At 61.8% G+C, this 24278-nt stretch carries 20 protein-coding genes; 10 read left to right on the top strand and 10 right to left on the bottom strand.

Annotated features, from left to right (window positions below; genetic code table 11):
• Positions 1–187 precede the first annotated feature (187 nt).
• Positions 188–838, top strand: coding sequence for a YdeI/OmpD-associated family protein (locus AC07VS_RS22620; protein ID WP_494752088.1), 651 nt, complete (start codon positions 188–190; stop codon positions 836–838).
• Positions 839–964: 126 nt separating this feature from the next.
• Here the strand turns inward: AC07VS_RS22620 and AC07VS_RS22615 are convergent, their stop codons facing one another.
• The 3 genes from AC07VS_RS22615 to AC07VS_RS22605 form a co-directional block, all read right to left on the bottom strand.
• On the bottom strand, positions 965–2089 hold the full coding sequence (locus AC07VS_RS22615) for a Fic family protein (RefSeq protein ID WP_494752087.1): 1125 nt from the start codon (positions 2087–2089) through the stop codon (positions 965–967).
• Between the two features lie 122 nt (positions 2090–2211).
• Entirely contained in the window at positions 2212–3486 is a 1275-nt protein-coding gene (locus AC07VS_RS22610; protein ID WP_494752086.1) for a DUF4397 domain-containing protein, read from the bottom strand.
• A gap of 210 nt (positions 3487–3696) precedes the next feature.
• On the bottom strand, positions 3697–5832 hold the full coding sequence (locus AC07VS_RS22605; RefSeq protein ID WP_494752085.1) for a secretin GspD/PilQ domain-containing protein: 2136 nt from the start codon (positions 5830–5832) through the stop codon (positions 3697–3699).
• A gap of 492 nt (positions 5833–6324) precedes the next feature.
• Between AC07VS_RS22605 and AC07VS_RS22600 the strand changes: the two genes are divergently transcribed.
• Complete coding sequence (locus tag AC07VS_RS22600; RefSeq protein WP_494752084.1) at positions 6325–7656, top strand: lactonase family protein; 1332 nt, start codon at positions 6325–6327, stop codon at positions 7654–7656.
• Positions 7657–7833: 177 nt separating this feature from the next.
• On the opposite strand, the gene AC07VS_RS22595 is transcribed toward AC07VS_RS22600, so the two are convergent.
• From AC07VS_RS22595 to AC07VS_RS22585, 3 genes are all read right to left on the bottom strand, one after another.
• A complete protein-coding gene (locus AC07VS_RS22595; protein WP_494752083.1) occupies positions 7834–8241 on the bottom strand; it encodes an SRPBCC family protein in 408 nt (135 codons plus the stop codon).
• A 263-nt stretch (positions 8242–8504) separates the two neighbouring features.
• On the bottom strand, positions 8505–8885 hold the full coding sequence (panD, locus tag AC07VS_RS22590) for an aspartate 1-decarboxylase (protein WP_494752082.1): 381 nt from the start codon (positions 8883–8885) through the stop codon (positions 8505–8507).
• A gap of 249 nt (positions 8886–9134) precedes the next feature.
• Positions 9135–11123, bottom strand: coding sequence for a sensor histidine kinase (locus tag AC07VS_RS22585; protein ID WP_492345630.1), 1989 nt, complete (start codon positions 11121–11123; stop codon positions 9135–9137).
• Positions 11124–11217: 94 nt separating this feature from the next.
• Between AC07VS_RS22585 and AC07VS_RS22580 the strand changes: the two genes are divergently transcribed.
• Positions 11218–11922 carry a response regulator transcription factor gene (locus AC07VS_RS22580; RefSeq protein ID WP_494752081.1) on the top strand — a complete coding sequence of 235 codons (705 nt, stop codon included), beginning with the start codon at positions 11218–11220 and terminating at the stop codon, positions 11920–11922.
• A 230-nt stretch (positions 11923–12152) separates the two neighbouring features.
• A complete protein-coding gene (locus AC07VS_RS22575; protein ID WP_494752080.1) occupies positions 12153–12842 on the top strand; it encodes a Crp/Fnr family transcriptional regulator in 690 nt (229 codons plus the stop codon).
• A 460-nt stretch (positions 12843–13302) separates the two neighbouring features.
• Here AC07VS_RS22575 and AC07VS_RS22570 read toward each other — a convergent pair whose 3' ends face one another.
• Positions 13303–13962, bottom strand: a complete 660-nt coding sequence (locus tag AC07VS_RS22570; RefSeq protein ID WP_494752079.1) for a DUF3313 domain-containing protein — start codon at positions 13960–13962, stop codon at positions 13303–13305.
• A 168-nt stretch (positions 13963–14130) separates the two neighbouring features.
• On the opposite strand from AC07VS_RS22570, the gene AC07VS_RS22565 reads away from it, so the two are divergent.
• From AC07VS_RS22565 to AC07VS_RS22550, 4 genes are all read left to right on the top strand, one after another.
• On the top strand, positions 14131–14784 hold the full coding sequence (locus tag AC07VS_RS22565; protein WP_494752078.1) for a TetR/AcrR family transcriptional regulator: 654 nt from the start codon (positions 14131–14133) through the stop codon (positions 14782–14784).
• Positions 14785–15408: 624 nt separating this feature from the next.
• The gene (locus AC07VS_RS22560) at positions 15409–17913 is read left to right on the top strand and encodes a hypothetical protein (RefSeq protein ID WP_494752077.1); all 2505 of its coding nucleotides are present in this window, start codon (positions 15409–15411) and stop codon (positions 17911–17913) included.
• A 300-nt stretch (positions 17914–18213) separates the two neighbouring features.
• The gene (locus AC07VS_RS22555; protein ID WP_494752076.1) at positions 18214–18783 is read left to right on the top strand and encodes a hypothetical protein; all 570 of its coding nucleotides are present in this window, start codon (positions 18214–18216) and stop codon (positions 18781–18783) included.
• A 107-nt stretch (positions 18784–18890) separates the two neighbouring features.
• On the top strand, positions 18891–19496 hold the full coding sequence (locus tag AC07VS_RS22550) for a potassium channel family protein (RefSeq protein WP_494752075.1): 606 nt from the start codon (positions 18891–18893) through the stop codon (positions 19494–19496).
• Positions 19497–19976: 480 nt separating this feature from the next.
• Here the strand turns inward: AC07VS_RS22550 and AC07VS_RS22545 are convergent, their stop codons facing one another.
• The 3 genes from AC07VS_RS22545 to AC07VS_RS22535 all read right to left on the bottom strand — a co-directional run bounded on the left by AC07VS_RS22545 (position 19977) and on the right by AC07VS_RS22535 (position 21475).
• Entirely contained in the window at positions 19977–20237 is a 261-nt protein-coding gene (locus AC07VS_RS22545) for a hypothetical protein (RefSeq protein WP_494752074.1), read from the bottom strand.
• 2 nt (positions 20238–20239) lie between these two features.
• On the bottom strand, positions 20240–20653 hold the full coding sequence (locus AC07VS_RS22540) for a hypothetical protein (protein WP_492345614.1): 414 nt from the start codon (positions 20651–20653) through the stop codon (positions 20240–20242).
• A gap of 420 nt (positions 20654–21073) precedes the next feature.
• Complete coding sequence (locus AC07VS_RS22535) at positions 21074–21475, bottom strand: hypothetical protein (RefSeq protein ID WP_494752073.1); 402 nt, start codon at positions 21473–21475, stop codon at positions 21074–21076.
• A 10-nt stretch (positions 21476–21485) separates the two neighbouring features.
• On the opposite strand from AC07VS_RS22535, the gene AC07VS_RS22530 reads away from it, so the two are divergent.
• A complete protein-coding gene (locus tag AC07VS_RS22530) occupies positions 21486–22757 on the top strand; it encodes an acyl-CoA thioesterase/bile acid-CoA:amino acid N-acyltransferase family protein (RefSeq protein ID WP_494752072.1) in 1272 nt (423 codons plus the stop codon).
• 348 nt (positions 22758–23105) lie between these two features.
• The gene (locus tag AC07VS_RS22525) at positions 23106–24110 is read left to right on the top strand and encodes a LysR family transcriptional regulator (RefSeq protein WP_494752071.1); all 1005 of its coding nucleotides are present in this window, start codon (positions 23106–23108) and stop codon (positions 24108–24110) included.
• Positions 24111–24278 lie beyond the last annotated feature (168 nt).

Raw genomic sequence — 24278 nt, 5'->3', positions numbered from 1 at the left:
GGTGAACGCCGGGTGTCGAGGGCTCGATTGTGCGGGCTGTCCGGGCGGCGCCAGCGGCGCAAAAGCAGGCCTGCACCCTTGCAGCGATCTGGATGGCAGACCAGGCGCGCCCGTCGGCACACAGCGCGCCCCAAATTGGGCCCCATGCCACCACCGACCACCGCCTTTTTGCGGCAGACTGTGCGCCATGGCCGCCCCGCAAGCTCAAGCTGATGTGAAACCGTTCAAGTCCGCCCGGGCCTTTGAGGCCTGGTTGCGCCGCGAACACGCCCAATCCGAGGGCCTCTGGCTGAAAATCGCCAAAAAGGGGAGCGGGATGGCCAGCGTCAGCTACCCCGAGGCCGTCGACATCGCCCTGTGCTGGGGCTGGATCGATGGCCAGAAGAAGAGTTTCGATGACGCGTACTTTCTGCAGCGCTTCACGCCACGCCGACCGCGCAGCGTCTGGTCCAAGACCAACACGGCCAAGGTGGCAGCGCTCATCGAGGCCGGGCGGATGCAGGCGCCGGGGCAGGCCCAGGTCGATGCAGCCCAGGCCGACGGCCGATGGGCCCGGGCCTACGACGGCGCTCGCACGGCCACCGTGCCAGACGAGTTGCAGGCCGCGCTCACAGGGTGCCCACCCGCGCAGGCCTTTTTCTCGACCCTCAACGCCAGCCAACGGTACGCGGTGATTTGGCGGGTGCAGACCGCCGTCAGGCCCGAGACGCGGGCCAGGCGAGTGACCGAATTGGTTGAAAAGTTGGCCAGGGGCGAGTTGGTACACATCTTCAAGCCCAAAGGCCCGGTGCAGGCCGCCGCTGATTCCGGGCTGGAAGCTGATGGCGCTCAGCCATGAGGCCCCATGGGCCCGCATCGCCTGCCGAGGCGGCCAGGAACACACGAAGCGATGAACGGGTAGGCACCGGCCCTTGACCCAGGCCCTTGACCCAGGCCATTGACCCAGGCCATTTACCCAGGCCATTTACCCAGGCCATGCGACCAACTCGTAGGCTGTGCTGCGTCCGCCGCCCGGGGCTTTCTGCAGAACACCCAGCGCCAGCAACTGGGTGATGTCGCGCAAGGCCGTGTCGGGTGAGCATTTGGCAATGGCCGCCCACTTGCTGCTGGTGAGCTTGCCCTCGAACCCATCGAGCAGTCGGTTCAGTACCTTGATCTGACGTCCGTTCAAGGACAGAGGGGTCCAACGTTGCCAGCAGCGTGCCTTGTTCAGCACCGTGTCCAGAGTGGACTGGGCATTTTCCAGGGCCCGACCCAGGGTAGCCAGAAACCAGGACAGCCACTCGGTCACGTTCAACGTGCCTTTCTGCGTGCGCTCCAACACCTCGTAGTAAGCCTTGCGATCGCGCTGAATCTGCGCCGACAAACTGTAGAAGCGCTGTGGACTGCCATCGGCACGCGCTAGAAATAAATCACCCACAGCCCTGGCGATGCGGCCGTTACCGTCGTCAAAGGGGTGGATCGTGACGAACCAAAGGTGCGCCAGACCGGCCTTGATGAGGTCAGGCACCTCGGTCTGCTGATGGGCCCAGGCCAGGAATTGACTCATGTCGGCAAGCAAACGGCTGGCGGGCGGGGCCTGAAAATGCACTTTTCGACGCCCTATCGGGCCCGAGACCACCTGCATCGGCCCGTCGCTGTCCTGACGCCATTGGCCGACGGCAATCCGACTCATGCCTGAATAGCCCGTCGGGAAGAACGCGGCGTGCCAGCCGAACAGACGCTGGGCGGTCAAGGGCTCTTGGCAGCGAGCGGTGGCATCGATCACCATCTCGACCACCCCCTCGACCTGCCGATCGACCGGGGCCGCTGCACCAATGTCCACTCCCAGACGGCGGGCGAGGGACGAGCGCACCGATGCCGCGTTCAGCACCTCACCCTCGATCTCGCTGGTCTTAAGCACGTCCTCGGTCAAGGTGGCAAGACTGGCCTCGTCGCGCAACGCAAGCCCCAGATCGGCCAGTCGCCCCAGAAGCAAGCCCTGGGCTCGGCTGACTTTTGTCAGGGACTGGGCCAATGCAGACAGTTCGTAGCGCCAATGAGGCCATTCCGGGGACTGCCAGATGTACAGGTTTTCTCCGCTATTCATGCGGAGATTAGAGCCCTCTTTCACCGCGACTGCAAATTTTTCTCCGCATTTGGTGCGGCGATTGGAGCAGCCAATCACCGCGCGTCCAGGCCAGCGTGATTTCACAAGCTGGCCTGGCGTCCTTAACGCTCCCGATACAACTGCCCCACCGGGCTGGCGATGCTGCCCATGATGAACATCGAGTACAGGCCATTGGAGGCCACTGCGATGTCGCTCGCGCTGTAGGCCACGCCACCACTGACCGTGAGCTGGGTGCTGCTGTAGGGCGTGTTGCTGAGCACGCCCAGGGCCGAGCTGCCCAGGGTGACGCCGCTGACAATCGGCACATAGCCAATGCTGAGTGCGGTGGCTGCGGTGCTGGTGCCGCAGGCGTGGTACAGGCGCACGTTGGCAGTGGTGCTGGCGGTGGGCAGGCGGTTCGAGTCGCTCAGCAGCGTGGTCTGCGGCGAAGCGGGGTCGCCATACACCAGCACGGTGTAGTCGTTGCCGGCCGTCAGCGCCACGGTCTGGCTGGTGGTGGTGCCATTGATCGTGAGGCTCAGCGGCAGGCTGCCCGAGGCCACCAGGCTGTAGGTGCCGATGGCCGGCGACACCAGCGAAGACAGCAAGGTGACAGCACTGCCGCTGGAGGTGACCGTGGCACTGGCCACGGCCTGCGACGGCAGGGCCGACACCACCCGCAGGCGAGACTGGGTGTTGCGATAAGTGGTCGCGGTGCTTTGCTGCAGCACCAGCGTGGCATCGACCAGCACACCGCCTGCGGCCGAACTGAGCACCAGGGTCTGCACCGAGGTGGAAGCCAGCGTGATGCCGCTTTGCGAGAGGCGCACGTCATCGCGGGTGCCGGCACCGGTGACCACCAGGGTGTAGGTGCCCGAATTGAGGGTGTAGTAGCCCGCCAGGGTGATGCTGCTCAGCGACACCAGCGGGGTGGCGCTGGCCAGGGTTTCGCCATCGCCCAACATGTAGATGTCGACGTCGCCCGCGTCGGGGCACTGGTCGAGAATGCGCAGGTAGGCGCGACTGCTCGCGGCCGACGATTGGTTTTCGGTCAGGGTGGTGGTGTGGGTGGAGCCCGAGAAGCCCGCCACCACCAAGGTATAGGGACCGCTTGAGCCCGACAGGCTGAAAGACGAGCTGTAAATGGCCGTGCCATTTTGATCCAGCACCCGCACGGTATTGGTGTCAGTGCCGACCGACACATAACTGCCCGCGTTGCCAAATGCCACGCCCGAGCTGATCACCGTGCCATTCACCTCCAGCGACAGTGCATTGGGCGAGCTGACATTGGTATTGAGCAGGCGCAGATTGGTGTTGGAGCTGCTGCCCCCGCCGCAGCCTGCCAAGGCAGTGGCGGCCAGGCCGGCCAGGGTAAAAGTTCGACGGCTGATGTCCATGGGATGTTCCTGCGTTCAGACTGAAAATGGGAGGGCGCGCGGAGTATCTCAGAAGGCTTTCAAACCCATTTGAAAATACCTTCTGTTTTATTCAACGCATATTTTTCTGCACATTAATTCACCTGGTGTTCTGTTTTCTTTACAGACACCAAAGCATTAATTCTTTGATATTTACAGGACAGACATAATCCACATGCCAGCCCTCATCCATCAACCCCCAGCAGGTTGCAGCGGCGAAGCCGCCGGGCTGGTCGGCAGGCTCACGGGTGAGCTGGCAGGCTGGGTGGTGGATGGGCTTGGACTGGCCGGCTCCCAGCCCTGGGGCCAGGCGGGCTGCGTTTCGGGCACCAGCACGTCACGGATGGCCGGGGGCAACTCGCGCTGGCGCGCCTGCAAGGCCTGACGGCGCTCGTTGGCCAGGGCCTCGCTGCCCTCGTCGTCGGCGACCACACGGGGGCGCAGGAACACCATCAGGTTGGTTTTCTTGCGGGTCTTGCTCAAGCTGCGAAACATGGCGCCGAGCACGGGGATGTCGGCCACCACCGGCACCTGGCCGGCATCGTTGGTGGCGCTGTCTTCGATCAAGCCGCCCAGCACAATGATCTTGCCGTTCTTGACCGTGACCGTCGACTCGATGGATCGCTTGTTGGTGGTGGGCCCCGCGTTCGTGGTGCCGGCCGCAGTGGTGGCCGCCACCGAGGAGGACTCCTGGTAGATGGTCAGGCGCACGTTGCCGTTCTCGCCGATCTGGGGTTTGATCTTCAGGGTAATGCCCACGTCCTTGCGCTCGATGGTCTGAAACGGGCTGGAAGTGGTGCTGCTGGTGGTCGTGTATGAACCCGTCACAAAGGGCACGTTCTGACCCACCACGATCTTGGCCTCTTCGTTGTCGAGCGTGATCACATTGGCGGTCGACAGGATGTTGGTGCCCGACATGGTCTCAAGTGCCGAGGCAATCGTGCCCAGCGTGAGCGTGGTGCTGCTGCTGATGCTGAACAGCTGCGACCACTGCACCCCCAGGTCCAGGCTCTTGCTGGCATCGACCTCGACCACCAGCGACTCCACATACAGCTGCGCGCGCGGTGCGTCGAGCTGGTCGATCACCTTGCGCATCTCCCGAAAGCGCGGCTCCGAGGCGGTGAGGATCAGCGAATTGGTGCTGGGGTCGGCCTGGATGCCGCCGCCCGTGCTGGGTTGGGCCGAGGCGCTGACCGAAGGGCTGCTGCTGCCCTTGCTGCCACTGCTGCCGGTGCTTGTGCTGCTGCCCGCCGTCATGCTCGACGAGAAGCCACCCGAACTGTCCGCCCCCGTGCTGCCACTGCTGCTGCCACCGCCATAGCCGCTGCTGGTGCTGCGCGAACTGTCGGCCGAGGGGAACGCCGCCCGCAGCACCGTGGCCAGCTTGGCGGCGTCGGCGTTCTGCAGGTGCACCACGTGCACACCCACCCCAGTGTTGGGGCGGTCCAGCCGGGCGACCAGCGAGCGCACAAAAGCCATCTGCTCAGGGTTGGCGGCGCGCACCAGCAGGCTGTTGCTCTGCTGATCGACCATGATCGACAGGCCCGCCGTGGCGCTGCCCGTGCCCCCATTGGCTGAGCCCCCCGCCGCCACCGTGCCGGTCTGCGCCGCCGCCCCGGCACTGGCCGTGCGCAGTTGCGAATCACCCAGGCGTTGCAGTGTGCTGACCAGGTCGGAGGCCACCGCGTGCTCCAGCGCAATGATCTCGACATCGGTACCGCTCGGGGTATCGAGCGATTCGATCAGCGTGGCCAGGCGGGCCAGGTTGCTCGCATAGTCGGTGATGACCAGCGCGTTGTTGCCCGGGTTCAGGTTGATCACGTTGTTGGGGCTGATCAGCGGGCGCAGGACCGGCACCAGGTTGCTGGCACTTTCGTGGCTGAGCTTGAACACCCGGGTCACGATGCGGTCGTCACGCGGCCCTTCGGGCCCCGCCACCACCGAGGCCGACTGCAGCTTGCCATCGGCTTCGGGCAACACGCGGTACACGCCGCCGCTCTCAACCACCACATAGCCTTGCAGGCGCAGCGCACTGGCCCACAGGCTCCAGGCCTGCGAGGGGGTCATGGGGTCTTCGCTGGTGAGCGACAGGTTGCCCTTGACCCGGGCGTCCAGCAGGATCTGACGCCCGGTGATGACCGCCATGGCACGCGCCACCGATTCAAGATCGGCATTGCTGAAGTTCAGGGTCAGGGTGCGCTCGGCACCGGCCCGGTTGGCTGCAGGCTGCGATTTGGCGGGCACGGTCGTCCCGGCCAAGACGGGCATGTTGCCCTGAAGCAGGGCCAGCACGGCCGCAGTGGCCAGCATTGAAAGGCGTTGGGTCATGAGGCAACAATGAGCCGCCAGCGGCGCCGTCGAGGCACTCTTGGGCAGCGGGATGAAGAGGCGACAGCCCACGTTCGGGGCCGCGCGTCGATTCTGAAAGCGCCCCTTGGCGCGCATGTGTGCGGGCTGTATAGATTCGTGAAGCAGCACAGCCGCACCCGGCAGGCCCCAGCCAACCCGTCGATGTACCAACGCGTGAAGGCTCTGCAACAAGTCGGGTACATGCAACACCCACCCTGCAGCGCGCTTGGCAGGGCCGTGCCCTGCTCCGCACAATGCAGACCTTGATGAGGCGAGGCCACACGTCGGTGCTGCCCGGGCCTCGCCTCTTCTCTTTATTTCCGCTCTTCCCTCTTTCTCTTGCTCAGGGTTCGCAGATCCGCTTTCTTGTCTCTGTCCCTCGGTCGCCGGCCTGTACTGGCGCTGAAGGCCACTGACTCGAACGCCCTGCCGAACAGAACCGACCACTTGCCCCTCCATCTTCCCCAGACCATGCCTGCTCAAACGTTCATCCCGGCCCGCTCGGCCCGCACCACGCCGTTCGCCCTCACCCCCTTGCTGGCCGCGGCCGTGCTCAGCGCCTGCGGGGGCGGTGGCAGCGGCGCTGACTACACCTTGAGCGGCACCCTCAGTGGCCTGAGTACCAGCGGCCTGGTGCTGGCCACCGGCAGCCAGACTGTGAGCGTGGCCTCGGGCGCCACCAGCTTCACTTTTCCGAGCAGCGTGGGCAGCTATGCCGTCACCGTCAAATCGCAACCCACGGGGCAGACCTGCGCCGTCACCTCGGGGGCCAGCGGTACCGCCAGCGCCAACGTGAGCAACGTGGTCGTCACCTGCCGCGCCTACCTGGCCTACGTCACCCACGGCAGCAGCGAAACCGTCAACGGCTTCAGCGTGAGCACCTCGGCCGGCACGCTGACGGCCCTGGGCAGCAGCGGCATCGCGGCCACCGCCTACCCGCCCACCCACATCGTGATGAGCAGCGATGGCTCCAAGGCCTATGTGAGCTTTCAGGACAGCCCCGTGATCGCCGACTACAGCGTGTCCAGCAGCGGCGCCCTGACCCTGCTGGCCAACACCGCGGCCGTCAGCGAAACCCGCGGCATGACGCTGTCGGCCGACGGCAAGTACCTGTACAGCACCAACTACACCGACAAGTCGTTGGGGCAATTCAGCGTGGCCAGCACCGGCGTGCTCAGCACGCTTTACCCCACCTCGGTGGCCGCCGGCAGCACGCCCATCTCGGTGGCCGCCACCGCCGACGGCAAGTATGTTTACGCCGCCAACTCGGGCGACGCCACCCTGACGGGCTACAGCGTGGGCTCAAGCGGCAATCTGAGCGCACTCAGCACCGCCAGCTACAGCCTGAGCAGCGGCAGCGCCCCACGTGGCCTGGCCACCGCCAACAGCCAGTACCTGTACGCCACCCAAGCCGGCAGCGCCAAGCTGCTGGCCTACAGCATCGATTCGAGCACCGGCAAGCTGACCGCCCTGTCGCCGGCTTCGGTCAGCACTGGCAGCACGCCCTACGCGGTGGCCCTGCGCTCGGACGGCCGCTGTGCCTACGTGGTCAACCGCAGCGACAGCACCGTGTCGCAATACATCATCAGCACGGGCGTGCCCACCGCCCTGGCCACCGCCACCGTGGCCACCGGCAGCAGCCCCGTGGCCATTGCCCTGTCGCCCGACGACCGCTTTGCCTACGTGGCCAACAGCGGCGCATCGACCGTGTCGGTGTACAGCGTGGGCACCAGCTGCGACCTGAGCCTGATCAGCAACGTGTCCAGCGGCGGCAGCACGCCCACCGGCATCGTGGTGCGCTGAAGCTAGCGCCTGAGGGCAAGGCCCGCATCGGCAAACCATCCCCCCGAAGCGGGGCCTGACAGCCATGATGGACTTTGAAATGACCGCGGACGGGGCGCCTCTGACGGGTCAGCAGGCCCGTGCCGTGAGCCCCTTCGCGAACTCGGTGACGTGGGTCTCGGCAGACCCGTGTGGCGCCTAGAGTTGGCTCTCTACATGGCGTTTGAAGTTGTTCAGAATGGCTTGCCATCCACTGCGCTGTTGCTCCACAGAATGGGAGTCTTCCCCATCAAAAGCCACTTTGACATTCACACCTGGGGGCGTTGCAATGAACTCGACGCTGGCCTGCCGGTCTCCGAACGAATACTCAAGCCAGTGATGCACGACCACTCGGGTATAGGTTCCGGCGAAATCAAAGCCGAAACTACCGTCCTTGGCTTCCATTCGCGAAGAAAATGCGCCCCCCTCCCTGAGGTCAACGCTCGCCTTGGTGGTGTGCCAGTCATCTGAAGCCGAGTTCCATTGAACGATGTCTTCAGGTGTCGTATAGGCGTGCCAAACAGCTTCGATGGGGGCCGTCACTGTGGTCTCAACAGAGATTCTCATGATTCGCTCCTGTGGTGCTTTGAGGATCGAGAACTGCTGCGTATTTTGAAACAGGCGATGGAGAAATGGTGGCTGATTTGCGGCCATCTGCGAAACCAAGGACTGCTTGAAGTCGGCAGACAGCGCCCACTGTATCTAGCTGCCAGCAGGAGGGCCAGACGTGGTGGTCGCAGGCACCTTGAAGGTCGGTACCCGATGAAGAAGATCAGCCCTGGGCTGATCCTGGGGCCCTGCCCAAGCAAGTCGGCCTTCGCCTTCAGGCCTCAAACAGCCTGGGTGGGCACCCCGTGCCGCAACTCGGTTTGCTTGTTCGATCCATCCACAAACACCAACTGGGGTTGATGGGCGCGAACCTCGTCCTCGTCCACCTGAGCAAAGGCAGCGATGATCAACAGATCGCCCACGGCTGCACGGCGGGCCGCCGACCCGTTCACCGAGATCATGCCGCTGCCCCGTTGGCCTTTGATCGCGTAGGTGATGAATCGCTCGCCATTGTTGATGTTCCAGATGTGGACCTGCTCGTTTTCAATCAGGTTGGCGGCCTCCAAGAGGTCTTCGTCGATGGCACAGGAGCCTTCGTAATGCAGCTCGCAATGGGTGACCGTGGCTCGGTGGATCTTCGATTTCAGCAGGGTGCGTTGCATGAGGGAGTCGCCGTTTTAAAACGGCCGGAGCATACCTTGCGAAATGCCCGATCCGACCCAAAACGCCCACGCGCGCCAACAAACCGGGACGGATAGCGCTACCTTGTCATGAGCGCGCCCACCGCGGTGCAGACCTTGAACCCCAACCGGACCTCGGGAGCCTGGCGACACACTTGGGATGATCCCCGTACCAGGGCTCACGGGGATGACACGGGACAGCCCAGGCCTGATGCCTCGTGCAGTCCCCGCTCAGCTCGGTTGCAGCGTATGTAGCGCATCCGCCAGCGTGGGAGGCAGTTCAATCACGAATCGACACCCTTGCCCAGGCTCTGAGTACAGCAGAACATCCCCGCCGTGCAGCCTGGCCACGTGACGGGTAATCCACAGGCCCAGGCCGAAACCCTGAGCCTTGTCGTCGTACTGGCCGCGTTCAAACTTGTAAAAAATGCGGGCCTGCGTCTGCTGATCCAGGCCCTCGCCTTGATCACTGACCGACAACAAAAGCCAGCCCCGGGTGTCCAGCGTGGTGCTGACGCTGACCTGGCCCTGCCGTGCGTACTTGACGGCATTGTCGATGAGGTTGGACAAAGCCATCCTGAGCAGGGTCGGGTCACCGATCCAGACCGCTGGATCCGGGGCCAGAGACAGTTGCAGCCAGTGCCTGGGCGACCAGTGCACCAGTTGGGTGGCTTCGTTCACCAGGTCGGCCAGATTGAACTCGGCGCTGACGAGTTGCAAGCCGCCGGCGCGAAAGCGCTCACTGCACAGGCTGTTGTCGACCAGGGCACTCAGGCGTCGGCAGGCGCGCCGGATTTGCGCGGCCTGCTCAAGCTGACGTCCAACGTCCTGGTCAGGAAAACTCATCTGCTCGGTGGCCGCACTGTCGATGATCGTCAAGGGCGTTCTGAACTCGTGGCTGATCATGCTGAAGAACTGCCGTTGCTCCAGCAACATGCGGCGTTCTTGATCCAGCGCCAGTTGCAAGGATTGCTGGGCCTTGCCCAGCTCGGCCGTGCGTTCACTCACCCGCGTCTCCAACATGCGCTCCGACGCAGCCAATGCCCGATGGGCCTGGGTTCTGGCTTCGTGGGCTCGTTTGAAGCGCTGATACAACCCTGCCCCGATCGCTGCGGCGGCCATGGTCAGCAGCAGCAGCAACTGGAATTGCCAGACCAGCGCAGTGTCGTGCTTGACCACACGCGTCCCGGTGAACTCGGCCAGGGTGAGCACGATGTTGCCCGATTGGAATACAAAGGTCACCAACAGCAGGCCCCGTTCAACACTCCAGCCACGTTGCCGGATGTCTGCACCACAGATCCAGCTGCCTGCAAAGACGCTCAGCATCGGGCAGACGATGCCCAGCAGGGCAAAGCGCCCGTAGCAGCCGAGGGGGATGCTGAGCATCGCGGCGACGTTGGCCAGGCACAGCAGGCGCAAAAACACCTGCACGGCGCGCCATCGGGCCTGCCCGCGGGTCACCAACTCGGTCGTCAGCCAGGCCACGCCGGCCGCGACCGAGAACGAGCCCAGGCCCACCATCGCGCTGGCCCAGGCCGGGTGCTGCTCCAGCAACCAGATGTTGGTGTACCCATGAAGATTGAAGGCGTGAATCAGGGTCAAGACCCCCAAGACACCTGTGGCGGCCAGGCGCCGTTCCTTGAAGATCACGGCACCACCGCCCACCAGCAAGAGCAATGAGAAGCCCAGGCCGAAATACAGCCCCAGGCCCCATCCCTCGCGCTCGGTCTGGCCCAGCAGATCGTCCGGGCGCCACAGACTGGCATAGACCCGCATCACGCTGCTGCTCTGCACCCGGATCAGGACGGGCTCAGCAGGGTTCAATCGAAAAAGAAACTTGCGTGTCGACAGGCGCTCAGCCGAGGGCCGCAGGTCCCCCGCATCTTGCTGCGTCCACTGCCCTTGACGGCGTTGATAGAGCGAGATCCAGTCGAGGTAGGGCGGGCTGATCTGCAGCAGCAGATCGGGCTCGTGCTGCAACTCGGGCGGTACCGTCAGGCGCAGCCAGACCACGTTTCGGGTGTAGCCTTCGCTGACGGGGCCCTGAAGCCATTGAAACTCAGTGTCGGGCTTGGCCGCCACGGTATCGACCGTGGCTTGGCCAGTGACATCAATCCATTGCTGCCACGGCCATTGACTGCCCAGAAGGATAGGATTTCCGGCCTCCAGCCGATGGCGCCATTCCCCCGCATGCAACCCGTAGCTCCCCAATAACAGCATCAGACACACCAACCACCTGACTGTGAGTTTTTGTGAGTATTTGTACATGGCGCGTTCCGTGCGGGGCCTGGAGAATCCCAGATCAAAACCTTTCATGATGCCTCAACAAGCCGCCTCTTCTCCCACCGCTCCGAGCATTGCTGTCGTGGAGGACAACGAAGACATTCGCAACAACGTCTGTCGCTTCCTCGTCAAGTCAGGCTTCAGGGCTTGGGGGGTTGAATCGGCCGAAGACTTCTATGTGGCCTTGCTCAGAGAGCATGCCCACCTGGTGCTGGTGGACCTTGGTCTGCCCGGTGAAGATGGCCTGTCGCTGGTCAAGCGATTGGCCGTACAAGGCATCCCCGTGGTGATTTTGACGGCACGGGGCGAACTCAGCAGCCGCATCGCGGGCCTGGAGTCCGGGGCGCTGCAATACTTCGTGAAACCCACCGATCTCAATGAGTTGGTGGCCGGCATCCGATCCTTGCTGCGGCGCACGGGCCAGCCCTCGGCGGGCCAGACCACCGTGACGGCTTGGCGCCTGCAAGCCAACGAAGCCCTGCTGATGTCACCCGACAACAAGTCGGTTCCACTGACAACCCGAGAGCTGCAACTGTTGGGCTGCCTGGCGAAAACACCGGGTACCGTCGTCAGCAAGACTGACTTGATTGAGTGTATGGGGGGTGGCGATTCCGAGGAGGCTTTTCACCGCATTGAATCTCAACTCAATCGCCTGCGCCGCAAAACCCTGACCGAGACGGGTCTGCCCTTGCCCGTGCGAGCCGTCTTTGGCAGAGGCCTGGTCTTTGTGCCATGACGCCGATGCGGATTCAGATGCAGACGATTTCAGTGGTGGCTTGTCACGCAAGCAGCTCACGGGATGCCGAGGGGGCTGCGCATGTTCGCGGATGGCCGCTGGGCATTGGCCCCATGTCGATGGGCTTCCACGGGGCGTGGGCTGACTTGCCGGCCAGCAAGACAACGAATGATCGTGTGGGGTCGCGAATTTCGCGGCCCGCAGCCAGCTGAAAAGAACCAACTAACAAGATGAGCACCATCGTCTCAAACTTGGATCTGCTGAAACGCATTCCTCTGTTTTCCTTGCTGACCGCGGCGCAAGCTGAGGCCATTGCCTTGACTGTGAACAAGCGCCACTACAAGCGAGGCGAGGTTCTGGTTCGGCAACACCACCAGGCCCATGAGCTGTTTGTCTTGCTGGCGGGCCGGGTGCGCGTGTTTTCCAGTGACAGCAAAGGGCGCCAACTCGTTCTGAACAAACTGCGCAAAGGCGAGATCCTGGACGAGATGAGCCTCATCGACGATCAACCGCACGCAGCCACTGCCCAGGCCGAGATCCCCACCGACGTGCTGACCGTGAGCCGGTCTGACTTTCAGCGCTGCCTGCAAGAAAACAGACATGTCGCTTATGCCGTCATGAATCACCTGGTGCAGCGCCTGCGTCAGGCCAATGGCAAGATTGAATCGCTGGCACTCATGGACGTTCACGGCCGCGTCGAGCGCGCCCTGCTGGAGCAGGCCGAGCCCACCGACGATGGCTTGATGGTGATCCATGAAAAGATATCCCGCCAGGACATCGCCAAGATGGTCGGTGCCTCGCGAGAAATGGTGAGCCGAGTGATGAAAGACCTGGAGGCACAGGGCTACATCCAAACGGACTCGCCCTGCCGAATGACACTCAGAGAACCCTTGCTGCGCCATCTGGCGTCACAGCCATGAGATCAAGCGCCCATCGACACGCCAGGCCTGCCAGACGCCACCATGCCGCTGGACGACCCTGATGGGTTCGACATTGGCAGATCTGGCCACGACCAAGGGGCTACCGGGCGCCAGCACGCTCTGATCGATAAACAAGGCCTGAAAGCAATGGTGAGCCCGCCCGGACTGCGGTACCAGCACTTCACAACACCGCAGACGGCTGTCGCAAGGCCACCCAACGCAGCATGGGGTTTGGCGACCCCGATGGGCCCGGCACCCCAGGCCGCGCTGGTCTGCGTTTTCAGTGCCGGCTGAGGGGCCAGGAAGGCACCGGGCACAGACAGCGATCCAGCCAGCACCAGGTAGCCTGCCGAAACCGCGGCGCATGCCGCCGTGCCAGAAAACAGGACCATGGCCCGCCAATGGGCACGAGCCCAAGCACCGGGCCTTGAATGCAACAGGTGGCAGCCCATGAGACGGCCTACTTGAGCAAGGCCACCAGCTCTTCAGCGCCTTTGTCGAGGCCCACCCGCGCAGCCTTGAGGCGCCCGATGGTGGCCGGCACGTTCATCGCGTTGGGGAATTGCTTCGCGACATAGGCCGCCAGCAACTCGCCGGTGCCGGCGTCGTAGATCTCAACCGAGTACATCACCGACCCGATGAAAGCCCCCTCTTTGCCCCGGATGCCTTGCACCGCGTTGTAGGGGGCACCGACCAGATCGAAGCGGGTGACCGTGCTCACCACCGCTGTGTTGGGCTTGGCGCCGGTCAGGGTCAGGCGGATGCGCAAGGTGGCAGGCTGCGACGCATTGACCAGCCGAAAGCGTTGGTTGAGCTGCCCCGAGAAGGCATTGAACATGTACTCGGACAGTTCGCGTCGCTCATCGAGCGAAATGTCTTCAAACTGGCTGTCTCGGCCACCATAGATCGTCACCGGATCCAGCATCACCCGCGAGTACGCGCCCCAGGACACCGGCCGGGCCATGCTGAAAGGCACCCGGTCGCTTTGGGCATCGTGGTTCTGGCGCAGCTGGCTGGACGAGGCAATCTCTTCGTACCGGTTGGGTTGCGTGCTTGAACAGGCAGACAGCACCAGCAGAACCAGGGGCAGGCTGAGATGCAATCGGTGGCGTTGGGTCATGGTGAAAGCTCCAGAAAAGAAGGGATGTGGGCAGGCTTGCAGACGGCGTCTGCAAACCCTTGGAGCCGACCTTTATTCAGGTACGGGTCGGTACCGATATTTTCAGATCCAGGGTTCCGGAAAGGTACAAAAATCGGTACCATTCCGTACCGTTATAGGAGACACCACATGCGCGTGATGACCGATGAGCGACGTGCCGACATCATTCGACTGGCTGCCCTGCTCTTTGAGCAGATCGGCTACGAGGCCGCGTCGATGAGCGAAATCTCGCGCCGCCTCGGAGGCTCGAAATCAACGCTTTACCGCTACTTTCCGACCAAAGACGACCTGGTGGTGGCGGTGGTGAGAACCTTTGTCACAGGCCACATGGCCGATGCCATCGCCGAGCTTGAAGCCTCCATCGACAAGGCCCGCCCCTTGAAAGACGCGCTGCTCCGCTTCGGCGTACTCGCACTCAAGGTGGTGGCCAACGACAGCCGTGCGCGCTCGCTGCACCGGGTGATCGTGGCGGCGGCTGGGCAATCCAATGTGGGCGAGCTGTTCTTTGCGGCCGGCCCGGCCCAGATGCTCTCCCGCCTGGCTCAATTGATTGCCCTGAGCGTGCAACGCGGCGAGATCCGCCTCGTCGACCCCGACATCGCCGCCCAGCAGTTCACCGCCCTGCTGAACGCCCAGGTCAGCGGCCGCATCTACCAACAAGCGCCCCAGGCCTTGAAAGCGGCCCAGTTGAAGCCCATGGTCACCATGGCGGTCGAGTTCTTCTTGTCTGCCGTGGCCCCGGTGCCCGAGGGCAAGGCACAGGGCGGATCTGCGAGCACGTGAGGGCTGGACACATCACGTTCAGCGCTGGGCATCCCGACGGCGGCAGTTCATGAGCGGCCTGCGCAGGTCCCCTGATTTGAAGAGCCATGCCCCAAGGGCCCAATCCCACCCTACTCAACGCTGAAGGAACAAGCCCAGGCCTGCATCAACAGCCTGCTATCGCCCCATCAGCAACCGACGCGCGGAAAGCCGAAGAATTCAGCGTCACGCCTGAAGACCTGCAGACTTTGCTGCGCGTGACGCAGGCGGAGGTGGAGAGACGGGCGGGGGCTGTGGAGGCGGCTATTGGGGAGTTGAGGGTGGTGTTGGGGTGACGGGTGGGTGGCGGCTTTGCAGCGATTGCTGCCGGTCACCGTCGGACGCCGAGATCACGTTCTCTACACCATTGCGATCATTGCCCCACCCAGCCAGCGCCGGGGCTAGTGACCGGTTTCCGGTGTACCGCGGACATTGCCGGCATCGGCGTTGAGCCGGCAGAGCCTGGTCTCCCCCGGTGACTGATGTCGATTTCGCCAAGCTCATGCAATCGACCCACAAGGGACGTTCGACTTGCAGGGTTTGAAGCACTGAAGCAGCCATTTAGCGCAGGCCGGATAACTGCTTGGCGCGCTTGTAAGATAAGCCATGAACAAGCCAGATCCAAAGGTCCGGGCAACACCGAGAGCCCTTCGTATCGCCTACGTGCTAGAAGACGGTATCGATGCACATGGCTGGCTCGACGCGATCTTCGCCGACTGTTTTGGCCGCGATGGCGGGCGGCAGTCGCTTGTCGTTCCATTGGTGAACGGCGCCATCTCCGAGCCATTTCAGGCGTGGCTTCGCCTACTTGACCCGGACTTTGTCCTGCTCCTGACGTATGACAACGCGGTCTTGGTGCCAGGATTGATGGCACTACTAGCCGATACGACGCTGCTCGAACGGAAGCGAGACCGTATCACGCCTGAGCAACATCCACGGGTAGGCCTCGAACGTCCATCTGGCCTCACCTCGCTATCGTGGCTGCCATTCCTCAAAACCGTATCTGGTCTCCATCACACGCCGCCATCTCACATTCTGGATCGGTACCCAACTTGGAATGATGATGGCCTCATCAAGGACAATTTCGGAACCCTCTATGGCAGCGTGAATCCCTTCCCGCTGCATCAGCAGATCGGCGTGCGCGGCATGGTATTGACTCCTGAAAATCCACCGGACCACCGCTGGCACTTTCGACCCCTAGAAGGGGATGAGGTGCAAGATGCCTACGTCGTTTTAGAGAATCTCGGGAATCGTGGCGGCATAGTGACACTCGGCCAACTTTCCAATCTTCGCGCCCAGCCACACAGACCGGAACACCACTGGACGGATGGCTTCTGTCTCGTGGTCGGCGATACGCTCGAAGACCGCATCGCGTGCTGGAACGCGGGTCTGCTTTTCGATGATGCACAAAGTCAGCGCTACAAGACTCTGCGTGTCCCCGCCGGAGCAGTCGTCAGTTCCGAAAAGGTCGACAAGATCGGTGCGTTCCTAAGGGCCAGTAATTGGTTGGGGGGGAACAACGGTCCAGCGCGCGTGTTCGTGCGTTCGCGTTCGCTCGACGCTGCAACCCTGGAGGGGTTCATTAAGCGCCTGCAAGAGTCTTCCCGCTCGAGCGTTACCTTTGTGCCTATTGCTTCGATCGAGGACTGTTGCCCACCCGATGCCGCGCGGGTCTGGCGTGCCCTGCCTGGCATGACCGTTGGTACGCCAACGGTTGAGACCGCAATTGCTGGGTCCAAAGTGACAGTCAGTGTTCCCCAACCCTTGCAGCTTGCGTACTGTGCGGGCCTGCATCCGATCTTCGCCCAAGGGGCTTGGTACATTGACTTGTCAATCGACCGGTTGCATGACATGGGCCGCTTCATCAACGTACGCGAAGCCTGGGCGCTACCTAAGCGGCGACAATTGGTGCGCTATTTCTCCGACGAGAACGGCGCTCGCATTCGAGCAGGTGGCGGACTCGCGGTGCCGGTCACTATTGACACTCGGACGGTCGAAATCAAGCTGCCCGAAGACATAAATGTCTTCCAGAGCCTCATCGTTGAGAGCACGCGCTTTGAATATGACGACCTGCGTGGCTTACACGCCAAAGCGGCACCCTACCGCTACATCAAGCATTCCGACAAGGGCAGCTACCTTCAAGGTTTGATTGGGATGTTTGGCTCACTGAGCGACATTGAGCACACAATGGAGACGCACTTCTGGCGCGTGCAGTTCGGCAAAATGGCCGCACCGGCGCAAAGCCAGCATGATGAGGTCATCAGAGACATTCAACAGCGCATGCATGCGAGTAACGGAAGGCTTGTCATCGAAGACGACGCTGGATGGCAGAAACTAGCGCAGCGAATCGTACAGAAGGCAAGCAGGCTGAAAGTCCCGCGACTGCGAACGCGCTACGCGGACCTCCTGACCGCCTGGACCGAAGAGCTTACCGCCGCGACCGAGAAGGACCCCAATCTGAAGCAACGCCAGGACGAGATCCTGGGTGAGCGTGAGAGTGACCTCAAGAGGTCCTTGAGCTTCTTCTTTGAACGCGGTGTGATGTATCGCGGCCATGAATGGAGCTGCAGCGAATGTCGGCATCGAAATTGGGTTGGGGTCGAAGCGTTGAAGGACGTGATGTCTTGCGATGTATGTGGTCAAGAGCATCAACTTCCCATCGATGTCGCGCTCGACTTTCGGATGAACGAATTCTTCGCCACCTGCCTACGCGAACACGACACGATCACAGTTGCGTGGGCGATCGGCGCCCTGAGGCAACAGGCCAATCACTCTTTCATGTTTGCTCCGCAGACTGCGCTATATCGGGATTACCCAGAGAACCAGGGCCAGCGAATTGATCGCGAGGTCGACCTGCTTTGCATCATGGATGGACGACTTGTGATCGGTGAGGTCAAGGCTGGCGCTGAGCTGATCACTAAATCGGACATCACTGTCTTAGCTGCGGTAGCCCAAGAATTGGGTGCGGACCTAGCCATTCTGGCGGCCGTAAAGGGACAGCCCGCGGCTATGGAGGCGAAAGTTGCGGAGCTTCGCGCCCTACTCCCGGTGGGCATCAACGTCGAATTCCTGCTATCGGATTGGAACGATGAACCGTCGAGCTTCCTTTGAATGCACTGTGCGACTGCTGGCTCGCTGCTACACAAGTCGTGCCAGCGGCGGCCATGTGTGTCCCTTCTTGGCCTGACTGGCAGGTCGCACCAATGCAGCTGCAGATCGAACAGGGAATCTGTCTCCCTCTGCACTTGCGTCTGTGAAAATCGCGCGGTGGTCTGCGTTCATGGTGAAGGTCGACGCGTCGAGACATTGAGTAAACATGACAATCGACGCGGACGACCTATCGGCCGGCTTGCGCCGGCCTACTGTCCGCCGGACATTTCAACTTTAGGCGTTCCCGAGTAGTTCATCATCATGCACGAGTACATTCTCTTACTAACCGACCTAAGCTATCACGCAGGATTAATTGGCTTAGCGGAATATATGGAACGCCAAGCGATTGCCGATTGGCTTTCTCCCTCGGGCGTTGAGTTGCCAGATCCAAGAATGCGCTCAAATGAAGAGAACAAACACTCAGAAGTCAGCGAGATGCCTCTTGAAGGAACAGGTTCCACGGGAGGTGGGGCATCCGGAAATGGAGAAGATGCGGAGGAGCAAAATCGTTGGCCGCAGTTTTTGGCCTTCAATAAGTGGTTGTTCACGGTAGGTGACAGGGACTGCTATCCGTCGGTTCCGCATGGGCACTTACAAAAGAAAACCCGAGAATGGCCGAAGCTAAATCCTTATACTGGGCGAGTGTTTTCAGACGTACATCAGGAAGATGCAGGGTCCCGACTGAGCAGGGCAGAAATGAAATCCTTATGGAACGATCCTGACTTTGTCGAGCTCTGCCGAAAACAGGTCCTGTGGTACAGCGACTTTGCGCCTGCGTATAGTTTCCCAAGAGCGCGCTTTGACAAGCTTCAATTCCCAAGGTGGCGCTAGCCATGCCTAACATGGCGCGCTACCTCGCTCCCTTTGGTCGCTGGACGCTGCGCCATAAACCTGCGCCGCGCCGGTTAGCTTTACGTTAAACCTCACGCACCCGCGCTATGCCCTCACTGAGCGACTTCGGCTGGTTCTTGTCTCCGACACGGAAGATCATCGACAAATGGAAGGCGAAACGCGGGCGGGCACATAGGACAGTCGCGCTTCGGAAGTGGAGCCGCTGTCTTTTCTTCTTCGAGCTGGGGGCACTCCTGGCCCTCTCCGCACTCTGTCTCGAGCCTGCTCCAGGGAAGTGGACTATCGTTGGAGTACCCCTGCTCCTGTACGCAATCTCCCGAATCAATGAAATCGCATACGCTTTCTATCGTGATCCCTTGTCGCCGGTGAAAGACTCGAACCTGACGTCAGTCGATCGTGTCCGCATGGCCATGCGGAGCTATTTCGGTCTAGGATTCAACTTCGCGGTCCTCTACTACTTCGCGCCCTTTTCAGGCCTATTCAGCTCAGGGAATAGCACTCACCCGCTGGAGGGATTTACGGAGGCGGTCTATTTCAGCGGCGTCACACTGGCGACGCTTGGTTACGGCGACATATTTCCAGCGTGCGTAGTTTCGCGCGCGGTGGCATTGGCCGAAGTTTTCACCGGCATTCTAGTGATTGCGGTAGCGGTGGCCGCTTACGTTGGAAGCATCAGGAAGCGCGAGGTCTAACAGGTCGTTCGAAGCAGACACGCAGCGGCAATGTGCCGCGAGATGTATGCCCTCGTGGCGCATTGCCGCTGCGTGCCGGTCAACTTCGACGTTGGGCGCCCGCTTTCTTGGATCATCGATGCCCGCTTTGGGCACAGAGTACGCTTATGTTCGGACCCGGACCGGCCGTTCAAGGCCGGCTCCCATCTCGCAAAGTGAATGCCCGGTCTTGGATGAACAGCGGCCTTAGCGCCCGTCGACAGTCCAATGGCTGGTATTGATAAATGCAGTCGCTCGGACAACCGGTCTTGAGTGACTCAGATCAGCCTAAAACGGCAATTTATCCCTCTCCGTACGTTCGCGCCCAAAAACACCGACGCCTCACCAACCGCACTTCAAACACATGCCCATCAATACAAATCCCACAACCGATTTTGTTGTCAGGTGATGGAATCATTTGGGCGATCAGTCTTCGTTGTGCCCAGCCGCCAAGGGCGAGTGTTACGCCGCAGGCTGGGTGGCGAAATCCTTGGGGTTCACGCCCAGAACTTCCAGCTTTTTGGCATACGAGTCCCTGCGTTTGGCGGCCTTTATCGCGGTCTCGGTGGCGGTTTGTATGGCCTTGGGCCCTTTGTGGGCAGCCGCCTGGATCAACCCGAACTTGTGAGCGGCATCCGCCTCGGCCCGCTTGAACGTGGCGATGAGTTCAGCGTGGGCCACGGATGGATTCACAGCAACTCCCTTATCAATCGACGTCGTCATGCTTAAATTTTGACGTTGGCGCGAAGCAAGGCGGTTCTCAATTCGCGCGTGGCTTCTTTGGAAATATCCACCTTTTGAACCGCCAGGTCGAACGAAGAGGCTGGCTTGATGTGGGTGGGCAGTATCTTTTTAGCCGGAAGCTTGCCTGGGTACGTCCCTTGACGCGGACACATGCGAACAGAAAACCCGAATTCTTCGAGCACGCCTTTCGCATACAACTCTGCCAATTGTTGAAACGACACGTAGGTGGAGCGTTTCACGTCTTTACGCCCTGGTTGGCTGACGTCGCGAACGAGTTCGAATTTTCCGAGTGAATCGCGCTGGGTATCGGTGAACGGATGCAGCAAGAAGGTCTGACGAACGCCATCCTTTTTGGACATCCAGGTGTGCTCGACGGCTATATCGGTTAACAGCATGTTTTTCTTTTAGCTCCGAGCGCTGCTGCTTGCATGATCGCATCAGCCGGCACATCGCAGACAGCAGATTTTGTTTTCAAAAGACCTCAACCGGGAGCCGGGTGCCCCAGGCAGTACGGGTTGAGCGCGCGGGCAAAAACCGCCCAGCGGGTGCAGACTTTAACTGAACGAGCGCCGGTGGCAGATGCCGATGGCACGGCGATGGACCGGGCCTGCCAAGGGTGGGCAATTGAAAGCCCGCCGCCAGCCTTGAGCAGCCTTTCATCTGTGGACGTCGGCTCTGCAGCGGGGCTGACCTTGGCGCTATGCTTGCTGCGGGCCGATATAAGCCAGTAAGCCGACCTTCGACTGGTCCCATCGAACTAACGGAGCAAAATGAATCCACGTCGCGTTCACGAACTCATGAGTGCTAACTTTCCGTCAGTTGGTGCTGCAGAGGTGACGTGGACCAACCTCGTTGACGAACAGGGGCTTCTCATGGAAGGCCGGGCGCGAGTTGTTCTTTTGGCGCATTTCGTAGAGCGAGGTGTTGAAGAAGTGCTGGTCGAGGTTCATCGGAAGGTGGGTAACCAGTTGCCCATTGATTCGGTCATCCCTTACCTCCGAAGCCAGGTCTGCCGCGGCAACATTCGAATCGCGAATCGTGAGTTCACAGTTTTTGCAGAGGTGGCAATTAACGGCGTAGGACGAGGGTGGCATACGCTGCAGTAGACAGAATGCGGCCACAACCAGTCCTTCCTTGTTGGCCGCCCACTGAGCAAAGATAGATGCGTGCTCATCGACAACCATCGGCGCCAGAATCGTCCAAACCAGTCTTCCCAAGCTCTACTTCATGAAGTTCGACACACTGCCTCATCAATGTCTTGTGGACGAGATGCTCCAGATTCGGGTGCTGGGGCTTTGTGCCGGCGAACGGTTGAACCTGAAGCTGTGGAGTTGCTTTAGTGATGTTGTGTGGCGGTCCGAGGCGGTCTTCCTCGCAGACTCCTACGGTGTCGTTGACTTGAGCACTCAAGCGCCTGTATCCGGCTCATACACGGGCGTCGACCCGATGGGACTCTTCTGGTCCCGAGCCCCAGTGTCTTCCGAGCTCGCCAAAGGCTACGACGGTAAGAGCTCGGACCCGCTCATGGCAACGCTTACAGCAGAAACGAACGACGGCGCGCCGCTAATCTCTCAAGCCATCAGGCGTGTCTACATGGACGAACGGGTTGTGTCGAGGGAGGTCCGAGAGAGGGGCCTTGTCGGCAAGATGTTTGAACCCAGCCGACCCGGTCCCCACAGCGCAGTCCTTGTGGTCGGTGGTTCCGGCGGGGGATTGGCCTGGTCCCAGGAGGCGGCGGCGCTGCTGGCATCACGGGGCTACGCTGCTCTGGCCCTCGCATACTTCGGCGCCGAAGGCCTACCGTCGACGCTCGACCGCATTCCGCTCGAATACTTTGGTACGGCCTTGGAATGGTTGAAAGCACAGCCTGGAATCGCGGCCGACCAGGTCGCGGCAATCGGTGTGTCGCGAGGCGGAGAGTTGGCCTTGCTTCTCGGCGCCACGTTCCCTGAAATACGGGCCGTGGTCGCGTATGTGCCCAGCGGCATCCTCTGGCCTGCGTACCCTGAAAGCGGAAATGGCGCCTGGAGTTTCCGTGGGCAGGAGCTTCCTTACGCCAGGACGCTGACCTATGAGCAGTGGGACGAGGCGCTCGCAACCGGCAATGCACGAGAAGGTAGCTTCGATTGGTACTTCATCCCGTTGAAGGACCCCGCGTATGCGAACAGGGCATCAATCCGGGTGGAGAAGATCAACGGACCTGTGCTGATGATTAGTGGCGTCGACGACAAGGTTTGGCCGTCTACCGGACTGACGGAGTTCGCTGTGGAGCGCTTGAAACGACTCGGATTTCACTATCCGGTCACGCACCTGGCCTATGCAGATGCGGGACACAGCATCGCTTGGCCAAACGGCCCAACGACTATGCTCAAGTCGAAGCATCCGGTATCGGGCGAAGAAATGGATATGGGTGGAACGCCAGAGGGGACGGCACGTGCAAGACAAGACTCATGGCCTCGAATGCTTGAGTTCCTGAGCAGTGCACTGGGTGGCCGTTAACCGTGTCTCTGGTCTATTTGCATCGTGGAACTATTGCATCCGAATTGCCGCTTCGGAGCAGGCGCGATGACCGTTCGGGGCCAATTTGGTTGAAAGACTCCCTACCCCCGCCTTGAGCGATGTTTCCGAGGGTGCATTACCCTTTCCCGCATGTGAGATCGTCGATGCTGGAGCGATCTGGAAGGTCGATTTCTTTGCCAACGTAGAGCACTCGGGAACTTTCCAAGTCTTTTAACAAAATATGCCTAAAACGGCCTCTCCCCCACCTACCAATCGCCAGCCATCCAAGCACGCGCCACTTACGCACTGCCGGTAACCCTCTCGCCCCACCCCCACCCCCTAACCTCCATGGACCTCCGCGCCCTCCGCTACTTCATCACCGTGCTCGAAGCCGGCAGCCTGTCACGGGCCGCGGGGTCGCTCTACATCGCCCAGCCGGCGCTGACGGCGCAGATCAAGAAGCTGGAGGCCGAGCTGGGGGCGGCCTTGTTTGAGCGCTCGCACGTGGGGGTCACGCCCACGCCGGCGGGCTTGCAGCTGTATGAGGATGCGCGGCGGCTGTTGAGTGATGCGGCGGCGATGCGTGAGCGCATCCAGCGCATGCCGCAAGAGCCCGAGGGATCGGTGACGATGGCGGTGCCGTTTTTGCTGTCGTCGCTGCTGATGGGGCCGCTGCTGGCCCGGCTGAAGGCCTCGCACCCGCGCATCCGGGTGTTTGTGCTCGATGACCTGAGCCTGATGGTGAAGAAAGCCATGCTGGACCGCCGGGCCGACATCGGCATTCTGGTGGACACGCCGCAGGTGGATGGCCTGCATTGCCAGCCCCTGGCGACCGAGGCGATGTACTTTTGCGGGCACGACCCCGAGGGGCGGGTGTTGCCCTTGCTGCGCACGCCTGCCGTGGCCGAGAACGGTGCGTCGGCGCCTGGCGGCCCGGGCCGCCCCCGTCCCGAGATCGACTTTGCCGATGCGGCGGCCCAGCCCCTGGTGCTGCAGTCGCGGCGCTACTCGATCCGCCAGCGGGTAGAAGAGGCGGCGGCGGCGCGCGGGGTGGCCCTGAACATCGTGCACGAGCACGATTCGGCCCGCGTGATCCGATCGCTGTATGCCAGCGGCGCGGGCTTCACGTTCACGCCGGCCTGCGCACTGGGCGAGGCGCCGGCCGGCAGTGCGGCCAGCGCAGACTGGCGGGTGGCCCGAGTGACGGGGCCCGATCTGCTGCGCCACTACAGCCTGGCCTGCAGCGCCGAGCGCGAGCCCAACGCGGTGATGCAGGTGGTGATGGCCGCGCTGCTGCAACTGGTGCAGCAACTGGTGGACGAAGGGCGCTGGGAGGCCCGCTTGCCGGCCTGAGCCCCCAGGCCCACACGCCCTCATTACACCGGCCTCGGCGCAGGCCATCAAACATTTTGATGGCACCCCATCAGCAATCGGTATTTCCCTGATACCCCGGTCTTCTGGAACAGTGCACCCGCACCCCCGGCCTGCGCCCCTTGCAGCGCAGGGCGGATTTTCAGGAGA

Source organism: Curvibacter sp. GW821-FHT01G03, from assembly GCF_059422285.1.
Note: the sequence above shows the minus strand (reverse complement) of the source record. Positions and strands in the feature narration are given on the sequence as shown.